General features: G+C 57.4%; 26 protein-coding genes and 1 tRNA gene. 4 read left to right on the plus strand and 23 right to left on the minus strand.

Annotated features, from left to right (window positions below; translation table 11 throughout):
* Window positions 1-24 precede the first annotated feature (24 nt).
* The gene (locus tag ACR3ES_RS17160; protein WP_170433174.1) at window positions 25-594 is read right to left on the minus strand and encodes a cobalamin biosynthesis protein CobQ; all 570 of its coding nucleotides are present in this window, start codon (window positions 592-594) and stop codon (window positions 25-27) included.
* 62 nt (window positions 595-656) lie between these two features.
* On the opposite strand from ACR3ES_RS17160, the gene ACR3ES_RS17165 reads away from it, so the two are divergent.
* Window positions 657-2,114, plus strand: a complete 1,458-nt coding sequence (locus ACR3ES_RS17165) for a cobyric acid synthase (protein ID WP_480423966.1) — start codon at window positions 657-659, stop codon at window positions 2,112-2,114.
* Window positions 2,115-2,117: 3 nt separating this feature from the next.
* On the opposite strand, the gene ACR3ES_RS17170 is transcribed toward ACR3ES_RS17165, so the two are convergent.
* The 5 genes from ACR3ES_RS17170 to ACR3ES_RS17190 form a co-directional block, all read right to left on the minus strand.
* Entirely contained in the window at window positions 2,118-2,945 is an 828-nt protein-coding gene (locus tag ACR3ES_RS17170; RefSeq protein WP_170433168.1) for a hypothetical protein, read from the minus strand.
* 75 nt (window positions 2,946-3,020) lie between these two features.
* On the minus strand, window positions 3,021-4,439 hold the full coding sequence (locus ACR3ES_RS17175) for a TolC family outer membrane protein (RefSeq protein ID WP_170433165.1): 1,419 nt from the start codon (window positions 4,437-4,439) through the stop codon (window positions 3,021-3,023).
* Window positions 4,440-4,534: 95 nt separating this feature from the next.
* The gene (locus ACR3ES_RS17180; protein WP_170433162.1) at window positions 4,535-5,188 is read right to left on the minus strand and encodes a protein-L-isoaspartate O-methyltransferase family protein; all 654 of its coding nucleotides are present in this window, start codon (window positions 5,186-5,188) and stop codon (window positions 4,535-4,537) included.
* A 205-nt stretch (window positions 5,189-5,393) separates the two neighbouring features.
* Window positions 5,394-5,561 (minus strand): hypothetical protein, encoded by a 168-nt coding sequence (locus ACR3ES_RS17185; protein ID WP_480423969.1) that lies wholly within the window; start codon window positions 5,559-5,561, stop codon window positions 5,394-5,396.
* Between the two features lie 32 nt (window positions 5,562-5,593).
* Window positions 5,594-6,418 carry a hypothetical protein gene (locus tag ACR3ES_RS17190; RefSeq protein ID WP_170433159.1) on the minus strand — a complete coding sequence of 275 codons (825 nt, stop codon included), beginning with the start codon at window positions 6,416-6,418 and terminating at the stop codon, window positions 5,594-5,596.
* Between the two features lie 680 nt (window positions 6,419-7,098).
* Here ACR3ES_RS17190 and ACR3ES_RS17195 point away from each other — a divergent pair.
* A tRNA-Cys gene (locus ACR3ES_RS17195) sits at window positions 7,099-7,172 on the plus strand.
* A gap of 15 nt (window positions 7,173-7,187) precedes the next feature.
* On the opposite strand, the gene ACR3ES_RS17200 is transcribed toward ACR3ES_RS17195, so the two are convergent.
* From ACR3ES_RS17200 to ACR3ES_RS17270, 15 genes are all read right to left on the minus strand, one after another.
* The gene (locus ACR3ES_RS17200) at window positions 7,188-7,523 is read right to left on the minus strand and encodes a hypothetical protein (protein ID WP_480423971.1); all 336 of its coding nucleotides are present in this window, start codon (window positions 7,521-7,523) and stop codon (window positions 7,188-7,190) included.
* A 1-nt stretch (window position 7,524) separates the two neighbouring features.
* Complete coding sequence (locus ACR3ES_RS17205; protein ID WP_480493304.1) at window positions 7,525-8,535, minus strand: tyrosine-type recombinase/integrase; 1,011 nt, start codon at window positions 8,533-8,535, stop codon at window positions 7,525-7,527.
* Between the two features lie 23 nt (window positions 8,536-8,558).
* Entirely contained in the window at window positions 8,559-8,759 is a 201-nt protein-coding gene (locus tag ACR3ES_RS17210; RefSeq protein ID WP_480423973.1) for a hypothetical protein, read from the minus strand.
* Window positions 8,760-8,811: 52 nt separating this feature from the next.
* A complete protein-coding gene (locus ACR3ES_RS17215; RefSeq protein WP_480423975.1) occupies window positions 8,812-8,994 on the minus strand; it encodes a phosphoadenosine phosphosulfate reductase domain-containing protein in 183 nt (60 codons plus the stop codon).
* Window positions 8,991-9,881, minus strand: coding sequence for a hypothetical protein (locus ACR3ES_RS17220; protein WP_480423976.1), 891 nt, complete (start codon window positions 9,879-9,881; stop codon window positions 8,991-8,993). Before ACR3ES_RS17220 ends, ACR3ES_RS17215 begins: the two co-directional genes overlap by 4 nt.
* Window positions 9,878-10,309: a hypothetical protein gene (locus ACR3ES_RS17225; protein WP_480423978.1), complete on the minus strand. Its 432-nt coding sequence runs from the start codon at window positions 10,307-10,309 to the stop codon at window positions 9,878-9,880. The genes ACR3ES_RS17220 and ACR3ES_RS17225 overlap by 4 nt, the downstream gene beginning before the upstream one ends.
* 30 nt (window positions 10,310-10,339) lie before the next feature.
* Window positions 10,340-10,573, minus strand: coding sequence for a DUF2188 domain-containing protein (locus tag ACR3ES_RS17230; RefSeq protein ID WP_480423980.1), 234 nt, complete (start codon window positions 10,571-10,573; stop codon window positions 10,340-10,342).
* A gap of 12 nt (window positions 10,574-10,585) precedes the next feature.
* Window positions 10,586-10,762, minus strand: coding sequence for a hypothetical protein (locus ACR3ES_RS17235; protein WP_480423982.1), 177 nt, complete (start codon window positions 10,760-10,762; stop codon window positions 10,586-10,588).
* Window positions 10,763-10,772: 10 nt separating this feature from the next.
* Window positions 10,773-10,949: a ribosome modulation factor gene (locus ACR3ES_RS17240; RefSeq protein WP_480423984.1), complete on the minus strand. Its 177-nt coding sequence runs from the start codon at window positions 10,947-10,949 to the stop codon at window positions 10,773-10,775.
* 17 nt (window positions 10,950-10,966) lie between these two features.
* On the minus strand, window positions 10,967-11,185 hold the full coding sequence (locus ACR3ES_RS17245) for a hypothetical protein (protein WP_480423986.1): 219 nt from the start codon (window positions 11,183-11,185) through the stop codon (window positions 10,967-10,969).
* A gap of 38 nt (window positions 11,186-11,223) precedes the next feature.
* Window positions 11,224-11,568, minus strand: a complete 345-nt coding sequence (locus ACR3ES_RS17250; RefSeq protein WP_480423988.1) for a TSCPD domain-containing protein — start codon at window positions 11,566-11,568, stop codon at window positions 11,224-11,226.
* Entirely contained in the window at window positions 11,565-11,867 is a 303-nt protein-coding gene (locus ACR3ES_RS17255; protein WP_480423990.1) for a hypothetical protein, read from the minus strand. Before ACR3ES_RS17255 ends, ACR3ES_RS17250 begins: the two co-directional genes overlap by 4 nt.
* Entirely contained in the window at window positions 11,864-12,070 is a 207-nt protein-coding gene (locus ACR3ES_RS17260) for a hypothetical protein (protein ID WP_480423991.1), read from the minus strand. Before ACR3ES_RS17260 ends, ACR3ES_RS17255 begins: the two co-directional genes overlap by 4 nt.
* A gap of 154 nt (window positions 12,071-12,224) precedes the next feature.
* Window positions 12,225-12,533, minus strand: a complete 309-nt coding sequence (locus ACR3ES_RS17265) for a hypothetical protein (protein ID WP_480581879.1) — start codon at window positions 12,531-12,533, stop codon at window positions 12,225-12,227.
* Window positions 12,534-12,627: 94 nt separating this feature from the next.
* Window positions 12,628-13,008: a helix-turn-helix domain-containing protein gene (locus ACR3ES_RS17270; protein ID WP_480423995.1), complete on the minus strand. Its 381-nt coding sequence runs from the start codon at window positions 13,006-13,008 to the stop codon at window positions 12,628-12,630.
* Between the two features lie 86 nt (window positions 13,009-13,094).
* Between ACR3ES_RS17270 and ACR3ES_RS17275 the strand changes: the two genes are divergently transcribed.
* Both ACR3ES_RS17275 and ACR3ES_RS17280 read left to right on the plus strand, forming a co-directional pair.
* A complete protein-coding gene (locus tag ACR3ES_RS17275; protein WP_480493603.1) occupies window positions 13,095-13,322 on the plus strand; it encodes a hypothetical protein in 228 nt (75 codons plus the stop codon).
* Between the two features lie 45 nt (window positions 13,323-13,367).
* On the plus strand, window positions 13,368-13,538 hold the full coding sequence (locus ACR3ES_RS17280) for a hypothetical protein (RefSeq protein WP_480423998.1): 171 nt from the start codon (window positions 13,368-13,370) through the stop codon (window positions 13,536-13,538).
* A 319-nt stretch (window positions 13,539-13,857) separates the two neighbouring features.
* Here ACR3ES_RS17280 and ACR3ES_RS17285 read toward each other — a convergent pair whose 3' ends face one another.
* A complete protein-coding gene (locus ACR3ES_RS17285; RefSeq protein WP_480423999.1) occupies window positions 13,858-14,352 on the minus strand; it encodes a hypothetical protein in 495 nt (164 codons plus the stop codon).
* Window positions 14,353-14,387: 35 nt separating this feature from the next.
* The gene (locus ACR3ES_RS17290; RefSeq protein ID WP_480424000.1) at window positions 14,388-14,534 is read right to left on the minus strand and encodes a hypothetical protein; all 147 of its coding nucleotides are present in this window, start codon (window positions 14,532-14,534) and stop codon (window positions 14,388-14,390) included.
* Window positions 14,535-14,613: the final 79 nt, after the last annotated feature.

A 14,613-nucleotide genomic window follows, 5' to 3' on the forward strand; every position in this document is an offset into this window, starting at 1 on the left:
GTTTTTCTTTTTCCCGCCGCCTTGTCAGAAGAACAGCAGCCATTGACGGGCCACCCAGACCTCTGCCGCCAACATCACCGAAAAGAACACCTTGGCCCAAGCAGGCAGGCCGCGTTGCCATAGGATGATATAGGCCGCGAAACAGACGAGGCCTGAAACAGGTGCGACCCAGACGGCATGATGCGCGCTGTCCCAATAGCTGACCGGGCTGTGAAACACCCAATCAGTAAAGGGCCAGAACTGTGGGCGTCCATCACCTGCATGCAGCAGGAAATCCATTGCCAGGTGCAACAGTCCCGCTGCCGCCCCAACGGTCACCAGTGTCCACCCTTTCCAGATGGCCAACACCAGCACCAGTCCCCAAAGAACAAACGAGTTGTCGATAGCAAATACCGTTTGCCAAGCTAGCGAATAGTACAACTGGCCAAAAACCACCTGTTCCGGAATGCCCAGCACGAAAAGAGAAACGCCCGCCATGACGTATAGGGACAGGTCCGGCAGCAGCGACCCCAGCAGCGCCGCCCATAAGACACGCGCATCTGCGGGCCGGGCGAATGCGGCGGCTCCGACCAAAAGATGTGCAGGCGTGTTCATCCGGGGCTTCCCCTCTGCCGTCAAATCGGGTCATCTGCGCGTCAAGATATAGGAGACATAGCATGGTTCGCGCCATCATGATTCAAGGCACCGGCAGCAATGTCGGCAAATCGGTTCTGGTGGCCGGATTGGCGCGTGCATTCACCCGGCGCGGGTTGCGGGTGGCACCGTTCAAACCGCAAAACATGTCCAACAACGCTGCGGTGACAGAAAATGAGGGCGAAATCGGGCGGGCACAGGCGTTGCAGGCCCGCGCCGCCCGGCGTGCGCCCCATACCGATATGAATCCTATACTGCTGAAGCCCGAAACAGACACGGGCGCCCAAATCATTGTTCAAGGCCAGCGTGCAGGCACGATGAAGGCGGGAGATTATCGCAAGGACAAATCCCGACTGCTTAGCGCGGCTATGGAAAGCTTTGACCGGCTGTGCGGCGACGCAGATCTGGTAGTGATCGAAGGTGCAGGAAGCCCTGCCGAGACCAACCTGCGGAAGGGCGATATCGCGAATATGGGCTTTGCCCGCGCCGCCGGTGTACCGGTTGTGCTCGTCGGCGATATCCATCGCGGCGGCGTAATCGCGCAACTCGTCGGCACGCAGGCGGTTCTGGATGCCGGAGACCTGGCGATGATCCGGGGATTTGCCGTCAACCGGTTCAAGGGGGATGTGTCCCTTTTTGATGACGGGCGCGATGATATCGCCGCCCGTACAGGTTGGCCCTGCTTGGGCGTGGTGCCGTGGTTTCAAGACGCCTGGAAACTGCCTGCCGAGGACATGATGGATATTCGCTCTCATGCCGGAGGGACGTGCAAGGTTGCCGTGCCACAGCTGGAGAGGATGGCCAATTTCGACGATCTTGACCCGCTTTCGGCAGAACCCGGTGTCAGCGTGGACATCATCCCCGCCGGTCGGCCCCTGCCCGGTGACGCCAACCTAGTGCTGCTGCCTGGCAGCAAGTCCACCATAGGTGATTTGACCTATTTCCGTGCGCAAGGCTGGGATGTCGACCTGTGCGCCCATGTGCGCCGGGGCGGTCATGTGTTGGGTCTATGCGGTGGCTATCAAATGCTCGGAAACACGATTTCGGACCCCGACGGCGTCGACGGACGCCCCGGAACGGTCGACGGGCTGGGCCTGTTGGACGTCGATACGGTCATGGCCGACGAAAAGCAGGTGACACTGCGACATGCACAGGCTTTGCCCAACCGTGAGCCGGTCGATGGGTACGAGATTCATATGGGCCGCACCGAAGGCCCGGATTGTGCGCGGGCGTGGCTGGAAATTGACGGGCGTCCCGAAGGGGCTGCGAGCCCGAACGGCCGCATTCTTGGCAGTTACCTTCACGGCATTTTCACATCTGATGCATTCCGCGCCAGCTACCTGTCCCGATTGGGCGTGACGTCTGAGATTGCTTACGAGGATGGCGTAGAACAGACGCTGGACGATCTGGCGGATCACCTGGAGCGACACATGGATTTGGACCTGCTGCTGGGGCTGGCACAGCTCCCACAACGCGACTGACGATCAGTCCAGTTTCTGAGCGGCCAGCGCCCGCTGGATCTCGCGACGTACCATTTTACGCAGGTTTCGCGTGATCCGTTCGCCCAAGGCACCTTGTAACTCTTGCCGCACGACATCTGCGATTAAGTCCCGCAACGCCTCTTCCTTCATCGTCAGGCTGCCGGGCTCATCCTGATCTTGGTCCTCCTCAGATGCCAGGTCAGACGGGGTTGCGACATCGGGGTCGCGGACGAAGGTTGCCGTCGCTTGCTGAGGCCCCTCATCCGCTTGGGTTTCGTCGGACGTGACCACCGCGTCTGGATCGTCTGGGTCCTCGCCGTCTGCGTCTACAAAGCCGGTTTCGAGCGCCCAGGACATAGACTGCGTCGGCGTTCCAGAATAAGCGTCATCGCTTTCGCCATCAGGCTCCCATTGATCCTCAGTCCGGGCAATTGCCGCTTCAAGCGCTTCGATCTTGGCACTCAGACTGCCGGTCAGGTCTTCGGACTCGGCGGATTCTGGCTGTTCTTCGGACGCTTCTAAGGCGGTCGGCACCTCAGCTTCATCCTGGTTTGCGGCCGTGCCCGCACGAACGATGTCGCAGGCCCGTAATAGCATCGGCTTGGCTGAATCCTCGGCGCTGTATTCGGCCTCTGGCTTCTGAGGTTCATCACCCTGTTCAGCCTTAGCGGGTTTGCTGATCAGGAGCGCATCTGTTAGAACGAGCCTCCCCGGCTTGCGCGTGGCCGTTTTATCATCAGACTCAGACCCTTTGCGGCCCTCTTCGCTGACCAGACGCTTTACCGAAGACAACACATCCTCGATACCGGCTTTTACGACATTATCTGTCATTGTTCTTTACCGCTCTTACCTTTGGGTACGAGTGTAGCCAATCCATCCGGTCCGAACAACAGATAGTATTGCCCGTCAGTCGCGCCGCAACGCTTTGAGCACCCGATCCAGATCGCGGCTCTGTTTGCTGACCTGTGACGGCGCTTTCTTGACGAGGTTGTAATACAGTGTCGGATCATAGATCTGCACAGCCAGCCCCAGACGTTCGGCGGTCAACAGCCCCTGTGCCTGCAACAGCTGATACGCCGCCAGCGACCGTTCGGTGCGCGAGGCGACCTCGGCCAGCTGCGCATCCAGCAAATCCTGCTGCGCGGTCAGAACATCCAACGTGGTTCGCGCGCCCAAAGTGGCCTCTTCCCTAATCCCGTCAAAGGCGACCTGTGAAGCGCGAACACGCTCGGTCGATGCGGTCAGGCTGGCGGTGGCGGTTTCGAAGCGGACATAAGCATCCGTGACGCCCTGCGTGATGTCCTTTTGCACGTTCAACAGGTTGGCGCGCGACGCATCTCTGCTGGCCATTGCACTGCGCACGCTGGCCGCCAAACTGCCACCCGCATAGATCGGCTGAGTCAGGCTCAGCGAGACGCCCGCGTCGTTTGTGTAATCATCGTCGTCAAAGTCTTCGAGAACCCCAGCATCAGCACTCAGGCTGACATTCGGGCCGAGATTCGCACGTTGCTGTTGAACGATCAGGTCCAGAGCTCTCACCTGATGCTGCGCAGACAGGATGGCGGGGTGATTGCGCTGTGCCAGGTTGATGGCCGCGGATTGCGACTGCGGCAGGCCCGGCAACCCAGGTTGACCGGCCGTACGCCCCGGCAACTTGCCGACGGCGTTCACATACTCCGCCTGCGCCGTACTAAGGTCGCCACGCGCATCGGCAAGGTCAGCGCGCGAGCTGGCCAACTGTGCTTCGGACAGGGCGACGTCCGTGCGGGTCACCTCACCGACTTCGAACCGATCGTTCGAGGCACGCAGTTCCTCACTGGACAGGTCCACGTTGTTCTGGCGGATCTGAACGGTTTCTTCCTGCAACAACACGCTCAGGTATGCGGTCGCCGCACGGAACAGAACCTGCTGCTCAATGTCGATCAGTGATTGACGGGTCGACAGAACAGTCTCCTGCGCTGATTGTTTGCCCAGCAGGGACGCTCCGCCATCGTATATGAGCTGGCTGAGCGTCAGTCCGGAAAAGAAACGGGTCGGATTGGTCGATGTCACCGTAGTTCCACTGCGCGTTTTTGTGTAATCTTGGCTGACTCGCGTAGTCCAGTTGATGATCGGACGCAGCGCGGCGAGGGCGATGGCCACATCTTCATCCGCGGCGCGCAGCAGGGCGCGGTTCTGTTCCAACAGTCCGCTTGTATTATAAGCCCCGATAAAGGCGTCGGTTAGATTGTCCGCCCAAACGGAGCGCCCAGGCATAACGCTAAAGGCGATACCAGCCGTCACCGCGAGCGCTTTGACCAGCTTGCCCGTTGCCATACCACGCATACCCAAATCCTCTCAAATCAAATTTACACTGCCCTCAAAGCAGTTTGCGTCTTTGTTTTCAACTAATCAAGGCAGCAGAATATTCTACCGTCAGACTATAGCGAAAATGCACACTCGGCGGAAAATCCTTCAAGAACCGGGGCATTGGCATTAAACGCATCGCGCCAGCTGATACGCCCGGCGGATTTGCGCCCAACACGGACGACACCCAGACCATTTTCGACAAACAGGCAGGCAATGCGACCGTGTTCCTTGAGTTGGTCCAGCAAACTGTCGGGCACTTGTTTGACGCCGCCCTGGATCATGATGACATCATAGGGGCCATGCTCGGCCGCACCCTGCACCAGAGGACCTGGATGCACAATCGCATTATCTGCATCCGCCTCGGTCAGAAGCGCCTGCGCGTCAGATGCCAGGGTTTCATCCTCTTCAACCCCCACAACCAACTGCGCCATCCGTGCCGCAACCGCCGTGGAATACCCCAAGGCACACGCCACATCGAGAACGATCTCATCATTCGAAATATTCAGCGCGTCCAGCATTTTGGCAAAGGTGCGTGGCTCCAGGATGCAGCGACCGTTTCCGAGGTTGATCAGATCTTCCACATAGGCGGCTTCGCGTTGCGCGTCAGGCACAAAGTTCTCACGCGGAACCGACAGCATCGCATCAATGATCGGGAATTTGGTAACGTCGGAGGGCCGAACTTGCGTGTCGACCATTATGCGGCGCCGGGTAGCGAAATCTGTCATCGGATACTACGTCCTGTTCCATCGGTTGCCCGGCTTTTGCCATATCCCGCATCCAGCGGCAACGCCTCAGATGCTGCAACCCGCTGTGGGTAGCACGCGTCGTACCTAGCCGCGCAATATGTCATGGACCCGTTACGATTCTGATGTGGTGCGCATCCCGCATTTCTGAGAAGCAGCCCATCTTCAAGCCTTTCTCTCGCCTAACTTAACCCTCATTTTTCGTGGTATCGGCGTAGTTTTCGCCTTCCTCGAATGTCGGAACGACCTTGGTAGGCCCCTTCTCAATTTGGTATTCATCATCCCTAAACGATATGTGTCCACCCATCTTGGTCAGGGGCATGGATTGGCCCAGAAGGCGTTTCAGAAATCCCATCCCTGCCTCCAGTTTTTGGATGCCGCGTGAGCTCACTTAAGCTCGACATATGTCATCCAGGTATAGAACTGCGCCTCTTCCTTCAGATCGTCGTCGTCGATGAGGGCGGGCTTGGTTGGGTAATTCTCATCAGTCCAGGGCGTGCCCCAGCGAGTTTCCTTGGTGCGAAACAACGGCGGACCCTCGTAAATGGTCTTCAGGTTGCGGACCAGTTCGTTCCTATGTGTGTCGTTCGCTGGAATGTCTTCGGCCTGACATCCCTCTACCTTATTTGCAATCGCCGCTTTCAAGCGTTCTCTGAGTGGTTTGACCTCCGGTCTCAGCGCCGTAAACCCAGCATTCTCCATCATCTTTTTGATTGAGTAGCAGTCGCCGTGCCCAGACGGATAATTGTCTTCGAAGATTGCTCGCTTGAAGCCCTTCCAGTGGAGTTGCTGCAGCCTCATCAGGGCGTCCTGGTGGTCATCCAGAAACACAACCGAGTTACTTAGGTCTCGGTCGCCGAAATCGACCAGGGACAAGTCCTTTTCATGATACTCCGCTTTCTGACTTCGGTACTCCAAGTTACCGAAATCAATATCGAGACAAACCATGCTCGCTTCGGGACAGGCCTGCTCCATGAGCCATGTTCCAAGGCCCTTGTAGACACCGCTCTCAACAATCAAATCTGGCTTCAATTTGGATATGATAAACCAGATCAGAAAGGCGTGTGGCGCCTTCATCCCATAGGTGTTTTCCGCAATCGGACGTCTGACATAAACATCTTTGAATTCGGGAAACGCGGCGCGCATTTCCGCGTCTGTCCACGGTACAGACCCAATGTCTGATGGCAGCTTGGTCTTTGGGGCGTCTTTCACCGGGATCCACCTATAATGAAAACCTGAGACAATTCCCCAGTCATAAGATATACTTCCGCCAGAGCCCAGCCCCAATGTTCGCCCCGACTTTGTTGCAGTAGATCGGGTTAACTGCGTACAAAAAAAGAGTGACGGCGGCTACAGGCCCCGAACCCAACGGATTTATGTCCCGCCGACAGCACAAAATCTTGCTTGAGGTTGTTATCGTTATGCGAAGATGGTCAAGTTATCCGGCCACGCCCGTCGCATGCACCGCGAGTGCCAGTCTGAATTAGCAGAACAGTTCTTCTTTTGGGAACCGCAACAAAAGATGTGCTTTTGTTGTTCGAAGTGCTGCTCGCCTTTGGGCGAAGAATTGGCGACGCGTCGCAACTTCGCTCGTCTTAGTATGCCAGGGTTGCGTTCACACTGACTCAAAGCAAGCGCAAGGCGAAACTTTACCTGTCTGCACCGCCTACTCATAAGGCCTCATAGGACGCCACCCCGCGCCGAGCGCTTGATATCTTCCCAAACCTGGATGAAACCACGCCGCTATCCCATCCCGCAGCGCACGACCGCATAATGGCGGCCGGAAGCGAGTGAAGTCTACCCTAGAACGCCACGAAGCCGAAACGTGAGTGCTTGGGAAGCAGGCTTGCACCTGTTGAGCGACTCGGATAAAGCCTTGCGACACCACCTTAGGCGAGTTGGCGGAGTGGTGACGCAGCGGATTGCAAATCCGTGTACACCGGTTCGATTCCGGTACTCGCCTCCACAACAATTCAAATGCTTAGGCCGCATTCGACGCACCCTCGAAAACACTTGCCGCACGCCCTGCCGCACATTCTAGTTCTGTTTTCGTTTTGTCTGAGAGGCGCATTGTCCCTGTGCTCGGCTTGATGTCGCGCATGTCTTTGCCTGCGACTTGGAACCAAATCGGCCCCTCGACGGTGTAGTTCCACCGCTGTTTGTACTTCCACCAGGTCGCAAGAACCGCGTTTCCATCAACGATCCCTCGGACATGATACCGGCGAGTGTTCGGGTTGCCCTCTCCAAAGTCCAGGAGATAACAGACGCCCGGTTGGACCCAAGTTGGCAGCGTTCGCATGTCGCCGTCAGCACTCATGTCAGCTCTCTCCCCCCTTTTCACGGGCAATCAGTGCCGCCCGCGCTCGGGCCTTCTGCCTCTCCGCCCCTGCGTATAGCTGCACCATGCGGTGTGTTTTGTGGCCTGTGATCGCCATGATTTGATCGTCATCAAGGCCCACACGGGCGAGCTCCGCCGTTGCCGTGTATCGCAGCGAATGGATGTCATACGCTTCCGCACCGACCTCGCGCCGGAGCTTCATCATCGCATCCGCGGCACCTCGGTAGGACCACGGCCCTGTGGCAGCATAGTTGGTCAGAATAAATACCGACCGACGCGGAGCTTTGCCCAAGGCTTGCAGAAGCATTTGAGGGGCCGGGATCCAGAGGCTTGCTTTTGTCTTGCCCTGGCGAACACTGATCGCTTCACCATCAAACTCTGACCATTTCATTTTGAGCACGTCGCCGATTCGCTGGCCTGTACCAAGAAGAAGCTCGAACAGTAGCGCCGTGCGATCCTCCGCGGCTTGGCGGGCAGCATCGACCAACTCATCCGGCCACGGCATCCGTTCCTTGCGCTCATAGTTGACCTCGGAGACACCCTTCGCGCGATTGCCTCCGGTTGGGAGGAGCCCGAAATCGATAGCGCGTTCCATGACAATGCGCAGCACCCGGAGCCGGTAGTTGGCTCGGTGCGGGCTTGTCTTGGCCCACGTGTCACGCCACTGGATCACATGGTGGCGCTCGATGTTCTTCGGCTCGAGATGCCCGATTTTGGCCCGCAGAAAGTCGAGATGTTTACGGTAATCCAGCTTCGTCCGCGGGGCGAGGCCGGTGAATTCTGGGGCTCTTTCGTATCGCTCTATCACGTGAGCAACCGTGCTGCCGTGAGCCACTGGCGCTGGGGAGTTGAGCAGGCGTTCGCGTTCTTGATGCAGCGCAAACGGGACGGGCTCACCCGCGGGGAATTGGGTTTGCATCGGTATCTCGATGATCTTCTGGCCGACCCGCTTGCGAAACAGCAGTTTGCCGTCGCGTTTGCGACGATGCACGTAGGATGGAAGCTCTCGACCCTTCACTCGCTCATATCCACCAGATCAGCCGGGTTGCTCGGATGATCTGCGCCTGCAATGCGAACTTCGATGCCGCCGTCAGGCAGGATGGTCGCTCTCTCGATCTGGCGTCCCAGCTTCTGTTCCAAAGCCGCAACATACAGTGCCACCTTGGAGGGAGACAATATGGCCTCGCCTGGCTTGGGTTTGGCGTGCGCATTCATTCGCAGAGCCCATATTCGCTGGAGCACATGGCGGCGTCGTCCATTGCTGCGATCATATCATATTGCCGTCCACCGTGCGTCGTAAGCGACCATCGGCAATCCACTCATAGGTCTCCGGTGCCTCATGTCCGGTATCCGCTGTAACCGCCCGGAAGGGTCGCCCGCGCTCGAGCGCCAGCAGGTAGGTAGCTGCGCTGTCCTTACCCCCGGATATGCAGACGAAGTGCGCGCTCATACGTCCCTCACATAGGCATCGTCACGCCCAAGCAACTCGTTAAAGTACCGTTCGACGCAGCGTGCTGCCGCACGCCTGGTGTCTTGTTTGACCCAACCGTTTGCGAAGGACTTGACCTGCAGTTCGCTGAAGCGGCGGTTCCAGCTCATAGTGGCCCTTTCCCGCCCCATGATACTGAACACCGTTTCTATGCCTTTGCGGCAGTCTTGAGCGTAAGATCTGCAACAGTGGCGCTGGGCGATACCCTCCATGGCAAGCTCGGCCTCGGATTTGAGGAGCCTGAAGCTGTAGCCATCGATGTCACAGTGCCAGGCCTTGGCCCACGGCGTGGGGTCAGAACTCTTGAGCGCCTGCTGCAGGGCCAGCGCATCATGCTCCCGCTTCAATCGTTTGCGGCCCCATGCCGGATCGATGGTCCCGCCGAGACGCGTGAAGTCGCGGGCCATCCGATAGTTGTCCATGAGCTTCTGACCGGGCTGGGTATGGCGACAGGCGATCAATAGCTCGGACTTTGTCGCGGATTTGATGAGGCCCTTGGCATGACGGCGTTCATGCACCGGCCACTCCATCGCTTCTTCGAGCGACCACCCACCGACCAATCGCAGAACCATGCGGTTAGCGTTGGCCTTTAAGCTGGCCGTCCGCATCTTGTGCCAGGTGTGTCCGCCAACCCGCCTTTTGATCTCAGGCGGGGGAGCGTTGAACATCAGGATCATCGGCGACAGGTGCGACAGTCCATCCGCATCGGCTTCTGCCCAATGCTCCCAGCTTGCTCGAAGCATTGTAACCAGCGGCTTGTATTTGTGGAGGCCGTGGCTGATGAACCAATGCGGCATCTTGAAGGCGTTCATCTCGAAGGCGGGGAACAACGCGGAGTGGTGGGTCATTCAGCCGTCTCCCGTGCCTCTGCCCGCTCTTCGCGCCGATACTTTGCCGTAATCGCTGCCATCCACCCGGCACAGACGGTCCGTTGGCCCTCGGGCGGTTCCGCAAACGAGACAGTCTGCGTTTCCTTGTCGAGTGTCGCGGCCAAGCCTTTGTGGCAGTGAAAGGGTCGTTCCCTCTCAATCGTCTCGATCATAAGGTCAAACCAACGATCAGGGTCGGCGCGTTCTGGCGATCCTTTGCGAAACGCGCAGTTGTCGCACATCTTCGTAACCGGCCAGTCGCGGGTTTCCAGTTCCTGAAACCGACCACAATCTCCGCAGACCGCGTAAAGCGTGTCGGTGCGGGCGCTGATCGTCAGAGTGCGGGAACCACATCCACCGCAGCGGCCTGCTAGATCGCCTTCGTTGGTATCCAGGTTGTAAGCCATTCCGTCTCTGACCTCGCTCTTAATCGGTCCTTAAAATGGAATGTTGTCGAACACGAATTTCTCCATGTCGATTTTCTTGATTGGCGGAAGTGGCGGGCGCTCAACCTCAAATCCACCGACCGCTTTAAGAACAATGAACTGCTGTCCCGTATTTTGCTGCGCGAGCCGCTGTGCTTCAGCGTCGGCTTCCGCGCGTGTTGGGTGCATGTAGGTTGGGCTTCGCCCTTGCGGGTTGAACACCATCCAAAAAAGTCCCTCATTCATGCGTGTGGTCCTTTACGTTAGCGACTGCCAGCGGCGCAGACAGTCGTGGAAAAAGCGCATCTCTTCATCAGTCAGTGCGCGGTCGAAATAGGCCACCATTGCCTTCGGGTTTTCCCCGTCACGGCTCACGCCACTACATACGGGCTTTGCTTTGTCCGTCGTCGGGAAATCAACAACCTGAGCGGCCATGGTTCGGTCCTTAAAATGGTGATGCGCCACCATGGGCGATCCGCTGTTGGGTTGCGGTCCGATAGGCTGCTGCCCAAACGGGGTACTCATCGTCAGTCTTTTTGTAAGGGCACACAGCGGGCGACATGCCAGCGTTGCCAGCTCTGCGGCCCCATTCCATTGCTTCCGCGCGGTCTTCATCGGTCATGATTTGGTCCTTTGTGATCAGAGATAGCGATAGCGAAGATCGGCCGCCAAAAGCGGGTATTCTTCGGCATCCTCAAGAGACTGAACGTAGGCTGCGATGGCTGCGCGCGCATGTTCGTCGTGGTCCATGTCCAAGACAAAATAGTTGCAATTGTGATGCTTACCGCCTGGCCCGGATGTGCCGTCTGTGCGTTCGACACGGAATTTCTGATACAGCCCTCTTCTTTCGTCGCCCATGCCTTCGTACCCTTCGCAGCTCGTTTTCGTTTGTTCGTTCATTCTGCGATCGCCGGCTCTTTAATGGCTTCCGCAATGACCCCGATCACAGTTGCCGGTTGTGGCTCCCCGATCACGGGAACCGTGGACAGGCTTTTCGCGATCGAGCCGGGAGCGACCCCGTACTGCAGCAGCAGGCTGATGAGGACGCAGGCGTCCTGGATCGCATGTTGGAGTTGTGAGCCGATCCGTTGGCCATCGGCGTAGAACACTTCCACTGGTTGGCCGGTCTCCGGATCGACACCAATGGTGACATGTAATTCATGCGCCCCGGTTTCCGTCCGCCATTCGAGTGCGCGGGTCATCGAAGGACGACGGTTGGGCAAGCGCTTGCGGTAGGTCATGTGACCTCACATGTCTGGGTATCAGCGGCGTCGATCAAACCCTCTGCAGCCACCAGCCACGCATAGGCGAGGTCCTCGACCCTGTGTGCGGCACCACGAACCTTGAATACCTCGATCATGATCTGTCTGGGCTGGTAGACGGGCTTACCATCAGCACCAACGCAGGCGCTGGGCAGATCAAAGCTCCCACCATGATTGCTCGCCATCTTCTTCAGCGAGTAGAGTTGGTTCTCGGGCACGACAGTCTTGAGTACGTCCACTGCCCCACGCAGGCGCTCGATGTTCAGGCGGCGACTCATCGACCAACCTCAACTGGCATCCGGGCGAGCCTGTCCTGGTCAACCACGTTCCCGCGTGCGGTCATGAGCGTCATCCACGCCAGTCGGCGGAGCAGCGGGCGATCCGCGTATTGTTCGGGGTTCGCGACCACCTGTCGTGGATCCGCGCGTAAATGCGTTTTCGGCTCGGTCGCATAGATCCGTGCAGGTGCGATATGCAGCATGGTTACCTCCGTTGTTGCTGGAGGCAGTATGTTGGCTATTTATCCAACGTCAACATAAAATTGGCCAAATAGCCAATTCTTAATGTTACAGATTGGCGAATCGTCTTCCGCGACAATCAGAATCACAGGCTTTGGTAGGCAAGGACGACGGAGATCAGTTCGCTACATCGAGTCTTCTGTCCACACCATCAAAGGTCGCAAGAACCACTCCGCCGGGATCAATGATCTGGACTTCTGCCAAGATATTTCCGGGGCCGGCCACAGCACATTCGAACGTCTCGATCATTCCAAGGCGAGTATCCAGGGGCAAGGCATCCCAAGTCTGCCGTTCGACGGCAATCGTTGGTTTATTGTTGAAGAACCCAATGCCAGAAATGACACCAGCTGCCTCGGCCTCCTGGAGTTTGGCCTCAGCAGCCGAGAGATCACAGGTCTCGGCACTCAATGCGCCGCCAAAAGCCATGGCCGAAATGAGGAAAGCTATTGTTCGATAAGCCATGTCTGTCTTTCTTTAGGTTGATTGCCCTATTAGGATTCCACTATGTGTGGAGAATTGGTCATTGACGGTCTTTCGAACGAGCAGTGTCTTCGGCTGGCCCTTTATCTGCGCCATCGGCGGCTTGCTGGGAGCGAAGCGCCGTTAACGACGCTTGAAGTACAGCACGTTCTTGAGCTGATAATCGACCAATCTCGTCAAGCAGCCCATCCCGAACCTGCGCGGGCCTCATACCCATAAACTCCTCAACGGTCTCACCGAATGCGCCAGCAACTCGAATGATAACCTCGAGGCTTGGTGACTTGGTCTTTCCGTAAACAACTTTGTACAGGGCATCGCGGCTAACGCCAGCTTTCCGCGCCAAACTCGTCACATCCAAATCGGATACTTCGAGGTGGCGTTTCAAGGCGCTTTCGAAGGACGGAATGTGTTCTTGGGTCATGTCAAATAAGTAATTCGACAATCAGCCAACACAAATTGGCTATTTGTCAATTGACTTTGTTGGCCGATTATCCAATCTATAGCACCATGACACACGAAAGCATCATCGACGAGACACATGAAGGCATCATCGACGAGCTGGATGCCTACTGCAAAGAGGTTGGGCTCAAGGCGTCCACGGTTTGCGTCCGAGCATTGAACGATAGCCGGTACGTTTCGCGACATCAGCGCCGCCTCGATGCTTTGAAACGAGATGCTCGGCGGCTTCGAAAATACATGGAAGATCATCCACCCCCTCAAACGGAGGCGGCATGAGCTACCCGCGTTGCCCCCAAATCCAACCGACAGGAGTTCACGCAAATGCTGCCCCCCAAGTATCAAGCGTTGGCGGAACACTTGCTGGCCATCTATCTGATCCTCGCAAGTCAACCTTGGCTAACGGCACTTCTCATCATCACGTTCTGCCTCGTGATTTCGGAGCTGGTCTATGGCGCTGTCTGGTTGCTCATATACGCTATTTCGCTGATCTAGCGCAGGTTCAGTACCATAAAGCTGATCGCGACCAGTGTCCCGACATAGGCATAGAACCAGCGATCTCGGCCGAGCAGCAACATAACAATGATGAGCATTTTCAGGAATTCCATCCCGCGTCTCCTGCAATTGTGGCGGGATGGATACGCGCGGCGGTGCTGGATACACCGTCGCGCACCCCGCGATTTCTATTGCAGACAGTCTGGGCAGGGTTGCTGGCGCATTTCCTCTGGCGGTTCCCCCGCAAATTGGGGGCATTATGAACGGTCGCAATCATCAATCTCCTGTCGCGATCCACAGCGAAGCATCGCAATCTGCGTCACCATCGACGACCGGCTGGCTTGGGTTTGCGCGGTGGCGGCGATTCGATCCGATAAGACGTCGTGCAGGCAGGACAATTCACCACTCGCTGTCCTTGAAGGATCGATTTGCGTTTCTGCTGCATGCAGTTTGGACACAGGAGATGTTGTGGCTCCCCTGTGTCGTCACTTTCTTTGAGGCGATACACAAGCGTACCGGCTGGCGTTTGCCAAAGTTCATATCGATGAAAGTCGGTTTGTTGTGCCTGCGCCGCTTTTATCTCGGTTTCCAGCGTGGTCAGGCGCTGGATCAGTTGCGCATTCGCCGCCTGCGTATTCGCTACCTGCAGCATCAGCTCGCTCATCGCGAGTTTAACATCGGGGTCAGCACCGCTCTTAGACGAGCCGAAAAGCTCCTTGATAGCTTCAGCGGCCTTGGCGACCTTGCTAGCCGCGCTGCCGGTGTCCCCCGCGATTCCTATCGCGTCTTGGATCGTTTGAAAGTCGACTTCCATGGCAAGCTCCTGATCGCGTCTCTCACTGAAGATGATCAACTTAGCATGGGTGATGTCACGTGATCCAAGCACCGAAAACTCCCATCCAGCATCCGCGCGTCCGAGTCGGCGGTGTGACCGGCGACGATCGCGATCGAGACCGAATGGTGCTGCGCATCGAGAACGAGGACGGTTCCAGGCATGGTCACCTCTCCTTCGCGATCGAGGACCTACGGTCGATTGAGGAGCTGGTATCGGGCTTCGAACCCTACTTAGCGAAGA

The sequence above is a fragment of the Ruegeria sp. B1 genome, assembly GCF_056535885.1.